Raw genomic sequence first — 10696 nt, forward strand, 5'->3', positions numbered from 1 at the left:
AAGGATGATGAGATCAAAGATCAGTCTGTTCGACATCTGCAACAATATTTTTCTGCTATTGATTGCTCTTGTCTGTACGTATCCTTTCCTGTATATATTCTTTCTTTCCATCAGCGACGGAAGAAGCATCGCCTCGGGGGACGTCGTGTTCTTTCCGAAGAACCCCAACTTTGAAGCCTATCAATATATTTTGACGAATCCGAGCCTCGGCATTTTCCGGGGGCTGCTGAATTCGGGCATCTATACGGCAGTCGGCACGATCGTCGCCCTGCTGCTGACGTATATGACGGCTTATGTGTTGTCCCGCAAACAGATTAAAGGCCGCTTTTTAATCATGAGCCTGTTCGTGTTCACCTGGGTATTTGAAGCGGGAATTATTCCGGCCTATATTGTCCTGAACAAGCTTGGCTTTGTTGACAACTGGCTGGTGATGATCATTCCCAATGCGATCAATGTTCAGTTTCTAATTATTACAAAAACATTCTTGGACGGCCTGCCGCCTGAGCTTGAAGAAGCAGCCAAAATCGACGGCGCCAACGATTTCCAGATTATGAGCCGCGTCTTTCTCGCCATTTCCAAACCGATTCTGGCCACCATCGGCGTCTTCTACGCCGTGTTCATCTGGAACCAGTACTTGATGCCGCTCATTTATTTGCAAACTCCCGACTTGCAGACGATTCAGGTTATGCTGAAAAGGCTTGTCATCAGTTCGGGCGATTCCAATACGGCTTTCCGCACGATTATCCAGAACGGCATTATGCTGAATCCCGGCAACCTGAAGGCTGCTGCGATCTTCGTAGCGATGATGCCGATCGTGCTGATCTATCCGTTTGTACAGAAGTACTTTAAGAAGGGGATTCTGATCGGTTCCGTGAAGTAAGCTCGCCTTGCCCATCAGCAATCCCACAATTTCCCAAATGAAGGAGCGCATTATGTTAAACAATCCGATGATCGAATTGAACGACCTTACGGAAGACGGAAAGCTGTATTTCAACCGCCGCCTCGGACTGGTGGAATCCCTTTTGCCCTGCGATTTTGAAACAAGCCATGCCTGCGACCTGCAGGAGCTACCTAATGGGGATTTGATCTGCGTCTGGTTTGCTGGCTCGGATGAAGGCAACTCGGATGTCAGCATCGTGATGTCCCGTCTGAACGCCGGTTCGGACGCCTGGACGCCCGCTGTGAGAATTTCCGACGATAACGGCTTCAGTGAGCAAAACCCGTCCCTGTTTCTTCACCCAAGCGGCGAGCTGTGGGTAATGTACACGGCCCAGCGAGCCCGTACGGCCACCGAGCCGCCGGAGTTCAACCTGCAGTACACCTCCAAGATTTACCGCAAAGTTTCCAGGGATAACGGGCATACCTGGGGGGAGGCGGAGGTGATGTTTTCGCGGGAAGGCTCGTTCTGCCGCCAGAAAATTCAGATTCTCTCCAGCGGAAGATGGATCTTCGAGAACTGGATCTGCTTCAATGACGACACCCGCAACGGCAGCGATATTACGGTCATGAATATCTCAGACGATGAAGGCGCCACGTGGCGCAGCGTCGAGGTTCCCGGCAGCCGCGGCCGTGTGCACTGTAACGTGATCGAGATGGCGCCCGGGAAGCTCATCGGGCTCTTCCGCAGCCGCGCAGCGGACAATATTTATTTTGCGAAATCGGACGACAACGGAGAGACCTGGACGGAACCGGTGCGCACCGAACTGCCGAACAACAACTCCAGCATTTCCGCCATCAAGCTTGCGAGCGGCAAGCTCGCCATCATCTACAATGATTTGCGCTTCAACGACAAGCCGGATATTACCGTCTGGCCGTTTGAACGCTGCCCGGTTACTGTAGCCATTTCAGAGGACGAGGGCAGAACGTGGCCGTACCGCCGCCATGTGGAGACTGGCGAAGGCTTCAGCGGCCACAAAAACTTAATCCGTAACCGCCGCTACGAGTATCCATGCATTATGGAGGCTGCGGACGGAAGTCTGCATGCGGCCTATTCCTTTGGCAACCGCCGCACGATGAAGTTTCTCTCCTTCACGGAGCAGTGGGTGACCGGCGCCGAATAACCGGGCCTCTGCCCGGATCAGCCCCTTTCTTGGGGCTTTTTCTTATCAAATTGACAAAGAAAAAGCGGTGAGGTACAGTGAGAGAATCTAATTTACGGCAACTTTTTTGGGGTGAAGCAGAAATGGAAGATCATATCGTACAGCACTTTCACTCACCGACAAAAACACAAATGGATCAGTCCCCTTTCATTACCTGGGCTGGTCACCGGAAGTGCGGCAAAGACCATGTCGTAGGCCCGCGCGTCCTTGAGAACTATAAAATGGTGTTTGTCCTCAGCGGCAAAGGTTATTTAACCCAGGGCGATCATGTCAACAAAATGCTGAACCAGGGGGATATGTTTATCCTGATTCCCAGGGAGAAGCATTTTTACTATGCCGACCCCGAGGATCCATGGGAAATCATGTGGGTCTCCTTCAACGGCAAGCATGTTCCCTACTATTTGAGCCTGATGGGGCTGGATATTAATCATTGCTGTTTGGCGGGAATCACGACGCATACCATTATTAATAAAATGCTGCTGCTGATCCAGGAGCTCCCGGAAGCGAGAGACGGGCAACTGCTGTGCATCAGCTATCTGCTGCATATTTTTCACCTGGTTGAGCATGGAGCTAAACATTACGGCGAGGCCGGCATGCGAACAGGCTCCGAAAGCGTAGTGCAGCAGGCCGTTCTTTTTATCGAACAAAATTATTACATGCATATTGATGTTGATCTGCTGTGCAAGCACGTCAACTACAGCCGTTCCTACCTTTCCCGTTACTTCAAGCGGATCACCGGGATGTCCATCCCGGAGTATATCAGCAAAATTCGCATCCAGAACGCCAAAGTACTGCTGCAGGAGACGGACCTCAACATTCAGGAAATTTCGGCTTCCGTCGGCATAACGGATTCCCTCTACTTCTCCAAGCTGTTTAAAAATGTAACGGGAACCTCTCCCATGTCCTACAAGAAACACAACCAGGGGCGCTGAGCCAAAGCCGTATCCATATGTACCTGTAAGAACATATAAATGTATGTTCAAAAAGACGGCTTTTTGAACAACCTCTAAAACAATCTGCTAGTGAAACGAGTGTGAACGATGGCTACTATTCATGATGTGGCGCTGATGGCCGGCGTCTCCGTCACAACCGTCTCCCGGGTGCTGAACAACAGGGGATATATCAGCGAAACGACGCGCAGCAAGGTGTACGACGCCATGAGCGAGCTGAACTACCAGCCCAATGAGCTCGCCCGTTCGTTGCTGCGCAAGCAGTCCAACCTGCTTGGCCTGATTATACCAGACGTTTCGCATCCGTTCTTCGCCAAGCTTGCCGAACGGATTGAATATTATGCGGACCAGAAAGGATACAAAATTCTGCTCTGCAATTCGCAGATGAATCCTGCCAAAGAGCGGGATTACATCGATATGCTCAAGCGCAGCCGGGTAGACGGAATCATGATGGGCAGCCATACGCTGGATATCGGGGAGTACCGGAATCTGCATTCCAGGCTTGTAACGTTTGACCGTAAAATCAGTGAGGATATCCCTTATCTCAGCTCGGATAATTACCGGGGCGGTAAATTGGCAACGGAACTGCTTATATCCAAGGGATGCCGCAAAATCGCGCATATCTGCGGTAGTCTGGAGCTGGATATGCTCTCCCAGCGAAGAACGGACGCCTTCCTCGACGCTGTCCGGAAAGCGGGAGTGGAATATCTCATCGTTCAGACGGAGATGAATGTGTTTGACGAGGAGCGGTACCGCGGGCTTCTGCAATCCGTGCTGGAAGCTCATCCCGATATTGACGGGATATTCGCCACAAGCGATGTTATCGCGGCTTATGCCCTGAAGGAATGCATCCGGACGGGAAGAGGCGTGCCAGCGGATGTGCGGATTGTGGGCTACGATGATGTAAGTGCGGCCCGGTGGGTTACACCGGAACTGACAACCATCCGCCAGCCGATGGACGGGTTCGGGCGCGAGGCGGTCAGGCTGCTGCAAATGCAGATCGAAGGTCAGCCTGTAAGTAACCAAAATGAGCTTTCCGTGGAACTGGTAGAGCGCGGAACCACCTGAGCGCAGAAAGCTTTATATGGAAATATGTTCTTGGGTCATATTGTTTCATCATTTATGTCAAACGATTGACATATGTCAAAGGATTAACATATAGTCATAGTAGTACCGGAAGATCGCAGATGAATGGGAGGAATACCCCATGTTTGATTTTAAGAATAGCGTGAAATTTGAAGAGAAAGACCTGGATCTTTTAACTGTCGGGGAACTGCTGGTGGACATGATATCGGGGGATTATGGCGATTCCTTTGAGAACGGCACGTACCACCGATATTTCGGAGGCTCGCCGGCCAATATCGCCATGAATACAAAGCGGCTGGGCATCCGCCCGCTAGTGGCATCTGCGGTGGGGACGGATGGGCTTGGACAATTTCTGGTGGAGCATTTGAGAAGATCTGAGATGGATACAAGCTGCGTACAGCGTGTGGACGAAGCAACCAGCCTGGTGGTCGTGACCAAGAGCAGGTCCACGCCGGTCCCGATCTTCTACCGGGGAGCCGATTACCAGTTGGCCTACACGGAGGAATTGCGCACAGCCCTGCTCCGGACGAAGATCGTCCATTTCTCCTGCTGGCCTTTGTCCAGGCAGCCGGTAAGATCAGCGGTAGAGCAAGTGATCCGGGATGCCCGCCAGAACGGGATTCTCGTCTGCTTTGATCCCAATTACCATCCGGCGCTATGGGAGAAAGAGGAAGACGGAGTTAAGTATATAAAATCTATCCTTCCCCTTGTCGATATCGCCAAGCCGTCGGAAGACGATGCCGAGCGGCTGTTCGGGAAAGACATCCCGGAGAATCAGATTCAGAAGTTTCTGGACCTGGGCGTGAAACTCGTCATTATGACATTGGGCAAGGACGGTGCGCTCGTCTCAAACGGGCAGGAAACCGTGAAGTTCGATACGCTGGCTACGCAGGTGACAGATACAACGGGGGCAGGGGATGCCTTCTGGTCCGGCTTTTATGCGGCACTCGTTAAGGGCTATCCGGTTCGCAAAGCGCTGGAATTCGGGCTGGCGGTCAGCGCGTACAAGTTACAATATACGGGGGCAGTCGTAGAGCTGCCGGCACTTGAGACATTCAAAACAAAGTACCAAATCTAGGAGGGCGAGAGTAATGGCCATTCACAATCAAGTACAACTGATTACGTATCCCGACTCGCTGGGCGGGAGCCTGCAAACCTTAAACCGTGTGCTGGATGAGTATTTTTGTGATATTTTCAAGGGCGGCATTCATATCCTCCCTCCATTCCCCTCCTCGGGAGACCGGGGATTCGCTCCGCTTACTTATTTTGAGATTGAGCCTGCATTCGGCTCTTGGGAAGACATTAGGGCGATCGGGGAGAAACATGATGTGCTGCTGGATGTGATGGTCAATCATATTTCCCGGCAGTCGGCGTATTTTCAGGATTTCTTGAGGCAAGGAAGAGTCTCGCCCTATGCCGATTTGTTCCTGACACTCGATAAAATTTGGGCGGACGGTCAGCCCGTTCAAGCCGATATCGACAAGATGTTCCTCCGCCGTCCCCTGCCCTATTCCACGTTCACGATTGAAGAGACGGGAGAAGAGGAGAAGGTCTGGACGACGTTCGGCAAAACCGATCCTTCGGAGCAGATTGACCTCGACATTCATTCGGATAAGGTAAAACGTCTGCTGACCGATATCTTTGAGAACTTCCGTAATAACAACGTCAAGATTGTGCGGCTGGATGCCGTGGGCTATATCATCAAGAAGCTGGGCACGAGTTGCTTCTTCGTGGAGCCTGAGATTTACGGCTTTCTGGACTGGATCAAGGAGCTGGCCGATTCGCTGGATATCGAGTTGCTGCCGGAGGTTCATTCCCACTACAGCATTCAATATAAACTGGCGGAGCACGGTTTCTGGATTTATGATTTCATTCTGCCTTATCGCATCCTCGATACGCTCGTCAATAAAAATGCGGAGGCGCTGAAGGAATACCTGACCAAACGCCCCGCGAAGCAGTTCACGATGCTGGACTGTCATGACGGCATCCCCGTCAAGCCCGATCTCGACGGACTGATCGACACGAAAGAAGCGCGCAAGCTGGTCGATACTTGCCTTGAACGCGGCTCCAATCTGAGCCTGATCGTCTCCGACGAGCATAAGGCCGAGGACGGGTTCGATGTGCACCAGATCCGCTGCTCCTACTATTCGGTGCTGAACAGCGATGATGACGCTTATCTGGCGGCCCGTGCCATCCAGTTCTTCGCTCCGGGCATCCCGCAGGTGTATTACGTCGGACTTTTGGCCGGAGAGAACGATGAAGAAGAGGTTCGCCGCACAGGAGAAGGACGGGAGATCAACCGTCATAACTTCAGTATAGACGAGATTGAGCAGGCACTTGGCAAAAGTGTAGTCCGGCGTCTTCTTGCTCTGATCCGGTTCCGCAACGAATACGGTGCCTTTAACGGCGACTTCCGCGTACTGGAATCGGCAAGCAATGAGGTCCGGCTGGAGTGGACCAAGGGTGACCTGCGCTGCACGCTGCATATTGATCTGAGCACAAACCGGACGGTCATTGATTATGTAGATGCTGAAGGGACGAGTGTTCGGTTCGAGGTATAGTAAGAGTTGCCTGTCGTATCCAAACTCTCCATGTAAGTAACGATCAAAGAAAGAGGCCCGCGGATTCTATTTGAACAATGAATCCCTGGGCCTCATTTTTTCAACGAGTTATAAGCGATGTGCGTAAAACTCAATCCAGAAGCGTGTACATTTGAATGCTTTCAACCTTGGCGTCTTTGATGTGGAAGGTCATGACATCCACGTAATTTGCCGGTTCATACCGGAAATCGTCCTCTTCGTCAGGTGCTCCATTGCCGAGCAGTTTTCCTTCGGGATAAGCTTCTTTCAGCTGTTCGACACTGTCCCCGACCTTGATATTTCGGACCGTGGCATACTTGGAATCGGTAATATTGATATTGAAAATGTAGAACTTCTTCCCTTCGGCCGCATCGATGGTTTTAATTTCAACCCCCGGAAATTTGTATTGCTTCTCCGTGAAGCCGATCAGCATATCCATATTCAATCCGTCATCCTCGGAGTAGGTATGGGATTTTATCTCCTCCGCTTCTCCCAGCATGCTTTCCAGCTTTTCGTCGTCGGCAATGTCGGAAACAGCAATGGTATGCTCATTATAGACAAAGGCCAGTTCTTTCAGGATCACGTTCCCGTCCTTTTGAATCGTACCTTCCTTAATGACTTGGGAATCCGGGTTATTGCCTGCTGAATTGCCTGCAGGCGGGCCGGTTGGAGCTTCGGTCGGAGCCTCCGCCGATTCATTGGCCGTGGATGGTGCCGGCGGCGTATCCGCCCGGTTTTCCTGGCATCCCGCCAAAAGTGTGCTAAGAAATGCTGCAAGCAACAACAAGGTTGCTGATTTTCTCCCTATTTTCATCCTTACCCCTCCAAAATGAATGATTTATCTTCTGAGGTTAGTATAGGAAAACAATTTATTAGTGTAATAACAGACTTGTATCATTCTTGTAACGTCACTTCTACACCAGCGGAAGAACGATGGAAACGGTGGTTCCTACATCCATTTTGCTCTCCAATTCCAAACGCCCGTTGAATTTCTCGGCTATTTCTTTGCAAATGGACAGTCCCAGTCCCGATCCCTTGGCGGCATTTGAATTCTTTGCTCTATAAAACCTTTCCTGAACCCGTGCAATATCGTCCTCGTCGATCCCAATGCCTTGATCCCTAATTTGGATTACCGCTTCCTTCTGCCTGATAAACGTTTCAATTTTTATGGAAGTCTCGGCATGGGAATACTTTATGGCGTTATCCAAAATATTCGCAATCGCGTGCGACATCAAGATTTTGTTCACATATACCCAAACCGCTTTTTCCAGCTTAATTTCCAGCGTAATGCCTTTACTCTCCGCTTTTGCTCTCAGATCCGCAGCCACCTGCCCGGTTAACTCCGATAAATTCGTCTTTTCCGTACCGATCTCTTCCGGGCCGGCCTTGTCGAACCGGGATAACAGCAATAACTCGTTGATGAGCAGGGTGAGCCGTTCCGATTCATGTACAAGATGAAAATAGATCTTTTGCAGCTCCTTATCCTCTTTTTCTCCCTCATATAAATATTGGGAAAATCCGCGGATGGCGGCGAGCGGGGTTTTCAGCTCATGAGATACGTTGGAGACAAACTGCTTCTGATATTGGATATAATCGTTGATTTGGATACCCATCCGGTTTAAACCTGCCGCAAGCATCCCGAGCTCATCTTTCCGGTTCAAATGAACCTGTTGGAACTGCTGCTTGGAGAAATTCTCTGTGGCCGCAAGCAAATATTTGATCGGTTTTGTCGTAGTACGGGCAATAAACAAACTGGAAATCGTGATCAGAACCAGGAATCCTGCCGCGCCGACAAGCAGAATATTGCGGATTTGATCCATGATATCGTAAAAGTAGGAAATGTCCTCCACAAATTCGAACACATAAATATTTTGATAATACTTATCTTGAATAGGTATGGCGAAATACAGCAGCTTATCGTCAGTGACGGTGTAAGCGTAATTCCCCTGGAGGGCCCTATCAATATTCCCCTTAAGAATCAAGGGGCTCCCGTCAGCAATGATGATTCCGTCCACCGCCAAGCCCAGCAGCTGCCGATTGCTATCGTAGATCCGTACTTCCTTCCCGGAAGCTTTCAACGTTTCCAGAGCGCTTCTCGGCACATTCGAGTCTTGCCCCTCGGCAATGGCTTTGTCATGCCTTGCGAGCACCTCCCTGAAGGACAACTCGCAAAGATCCGCTTTTTCCATCATTTTCTTCTCTATAGTCGCAAAACTGAAGTAATCAATCGCTTTATCCACCGAAAAAATAATGACCGCAAAGGAAAGCACCGAGAAAAACAAATAATTCAACAACAGCCGGGTTGCATACTTCAGAGCTAGTCACCTCCAAGCTGATAGCCAAATCCGTAAACGGTCTTGACGTACTTTGGATTCTCGGCATCCTCTTCCAGCTTCTTTCTTAACCGCATGATCGTCATATCTACGCTGCGGCTGTCCCCCAAAAAGTCATATCCCCACGCGATTTCCAGCAGCTCATCCCTCGTAAATATTTTCCCGGGCCTTTTCAGCAGCGTTTCGAGAATTTTAAATTCCTTTGCGGTCAGCGAAATCGGGATTCCGTTTTTCAGCACCACTTTTGTATCCAGATCAAACACGAGTTCGCCAAAGACCATCCGATTTTCTTCGCCATTATTTTTCGGATCCTTATTCTCGTATCTTCTAAGCACAACCTTAATTCGGGCAATGAGTTCACGGTTATCGAAAGGCTTGGTCATGTAATCCTCTGCCCCAAGCTCGAGTCCTAATACCTTATCTACAATTTCACTCTTCGCCGATAGCATAATAACGGGAATCGCCTGTTTCTTAGTAATTTCCTTGCACAGGTCATAGCCGGAGTAGTCCGGCAGCATCAAATCCAATAACACCAGGTCCGGTTGAAAGGAATCCAGCTCCTTAAGTCCCGTGCTGCCGTTCTCCGCGGTTCGCACCCGAAAGTTTTCTCTCCTGAGCACCAGCTCGATCAAGTCCCGGAGAGCCGCTTCATCATCAATCACGAGAATTTTTTTCACTTAACCCCTCCTCCTGCAAGGTTTGCAAGGTTCTCCCCGCTGTCTGTAACGGCAAGTATTATTAACCGTCCTCACCCAAAGCGAAGTCAACGGCAGACTCCGCATGAAGTCTTGTTGTATCGTATAGAGGGACTCCGCAGTTCTCTTGCGAAACGAGCAAGGTTATTTCGGTGCACCCCAGAATAATTGCCTCCGCTCCCTGCTGACTAAGCTTATTGATGATCCTTAGATAGGATTGCCTGGATTCATCATTAATGATTCCAAGGCACAATTCTTGGTATATGATGTTATGAATGATCATTCGATCCGCTTCGTCCGGGACTATAACATCGAGCCCGAACTTATCAATAAGCCTGCCTTTGTAGAAATCTTGTTCCATGGTAAAAGCTGTACCCAATAGAGCGACTTTCTTAATTCCGTCCTTAACAATTTCTTTTGCTGTCGAATCTGCGATATGAAGTAGCGGAATCGTGACCGATTCTTCCACTTCCTTTGCCATCTTGTGCATCGTATTGGTACAGATAACGATGAAATCGGCCCCGCCGGATTCCAATTTATGTGCAGAATCCGTCATTATTTTTGTGGCTTCACTCCACTTCCCCTGATATTGAAGGTTTTTGATCTCGTCAAAATCTACCGAATACATGAGACTTTTTGCGGAATGATGTCCTCCAAGCTTCTTATTTACCCGTTGGTTAATGATTTGGTAATACAACAAGGATGACTCCCAACTCATCCCGCCGATTAGGCCTATTGTTTTCATGAACACACCCTCCAAGGGGATTTTCACTATATTTTCCTTTAAATGCGGCTCGACTTCAAGCCATTTCTCCTCATCTAGAAAATAAAAAAAGAAAACACCCCTTTGGTGTTTTCTCAGATTGTCGAGAAACCCATGGTCAAACTTAGACCATGGGTTTCTCTTTAGGTTATGGAATGGGTGAAAAGGGGGGAACGAGAGGTTACCCCCGT

At 49.7% G+C, this 10696-nt stretch carries 10 protein-coding genes; 6 read left to right on the plus strand and 4 right to left on the minus strand.

Annotation, left to right across the window (positions count from 1 at the left end):
* Positions 1 to 4: 4 nt before the first annotated feature.
* From DFP94_RS24800 to gtfA, 6 genes are all read left to right on the plus strand, one after another.
* The gene (locus tag DFP94_RS24800; protein WP_114499153.1) at positions 5 to 880 is read left to right on the plus strand and encodes a carbohydrate ABC transporter permease; all 876 of its coding nucleotides are present in this window, start codon (positions 5 to 7) and stop codon (positions 878 to 880) included.
* Positions 881 to 932: 52 nt separating this feature from the next.
* The gene (locus DFP94_RS24805; protein WP_220270938.1) at positions 933 to 2060 is read left to right on the plus strand and encodes a sialidase family protein; all 1128 of its coding nucleotides are present in this window, start codon (positions 933 to 935) and stop codon (positions 2058 to 2060) included.
* 122 nt (positions 2061 to 2182) lie between these two features.
* Entirely contained in the window at positions 2183 to 3031 is an 849-nt protein-coding gene (locus DFP94_RS24810) for an AraC family transcriptional regulator (RefSeq protein WP_114499154.1), read from the plus strand.
* A gap of 108 nt (positions 3032 to 3139) precedes the next feature.
* On the plus strand, positions 3140 to 4117 hold the full coding sequence (locus tag DFP94_RS24815; protein ID WP_114499155.1) for a LacI family DNA-binding transcriptional regulator: 978 nt from the start codon (positions 3140 to 3142) through the stop codon (positions 4115 to 4117).
* A 139-nt stretch (positions 4118 to 4256) separates the two neighbouring features.
* Positions 4257 to 5213, plus strand: a complete 957-nt coding sequence (locus tag DFP94_RS24820; protein ID WP_114499156.1) for a carbohydrate kinase family protein — start codon at positions 4257 to 4259, stop codon at positions 5211 to 5213.
* 13 nt (positions 5214 to 5226) lie between these two features.
* Positions 5227 to 6696: a sucrose phosphorylase gene (gtfA, locus tag DFP94_RS24825; protein ID WP_114499157.1), complete on the plus strand. Its 1470-nt coding sequence runs from the start codon at positions 5227 to 5229 to the stop codon at positions 6694 to 6696.
* Positions 6697 to 6826: 130 nt separating this feature from the next.
* On the opposite strand, the gene DFP94_RS24830 is transcribed toward gtfA, so the two are convergent.
* From DFP94_RS24830 to DFP94_RS24845, 4 genes are all read right to left on the minus strand, one after another.
* Complete coding sequence (locus DFP94_RS24830; protein WP_114499158.1) at positions 6827 to 7528, minus strand: hypothetical protein; 702 nt, start codon at positions 7526 to 7528, stop codon at positions 6827 to 6829.
* A gap of 100 nt (positions 7529 to 7628) precedes the next feature.
* Entirely contained in the window at positions 7629 to 9008 is a 1380-nt protein-coding gene (locus DFP94_RS24835; RefSeq protein ID WP_245955092.1) for a sensor histidine kinase, read from the minus strand.
* A 23-nt stretch (positions 9009 to 9031) separates the two neighbouring features.
* Positions 9032 to 9724, minus strand: a complete 693-nt coding sequence (locus DFP94_RS24840; protein ID WP_114499159.1) for a response regulator transcription factor — start codon at positions 9722 to 9724, stop codon at positions 9032 to 9034.
* Between the two features lie 61 nt (positions 9725 to 9785).
* Entirely contained in the window at positions 9786 to 10487 is a 702-nt protein-coding gene (locus DFP94_RS24845; RefSeq protein WP_114499163.1) for an aspartate/glutamate racemase family protein, read from the minus strand.
* Between the last annotated feature and the right edge of the window lie 209 nt (positions 10488 to 10696).

Source organism: Fontibacillus phaseoli (assembly GCF_003337355.1).
GTDB classification, from domain to species: Bacteria; Bacillota; Bacilli; order Paenibacillales; family Paenibacillaceae; genus Fontibacillus; species Fontibacillus phaseoli.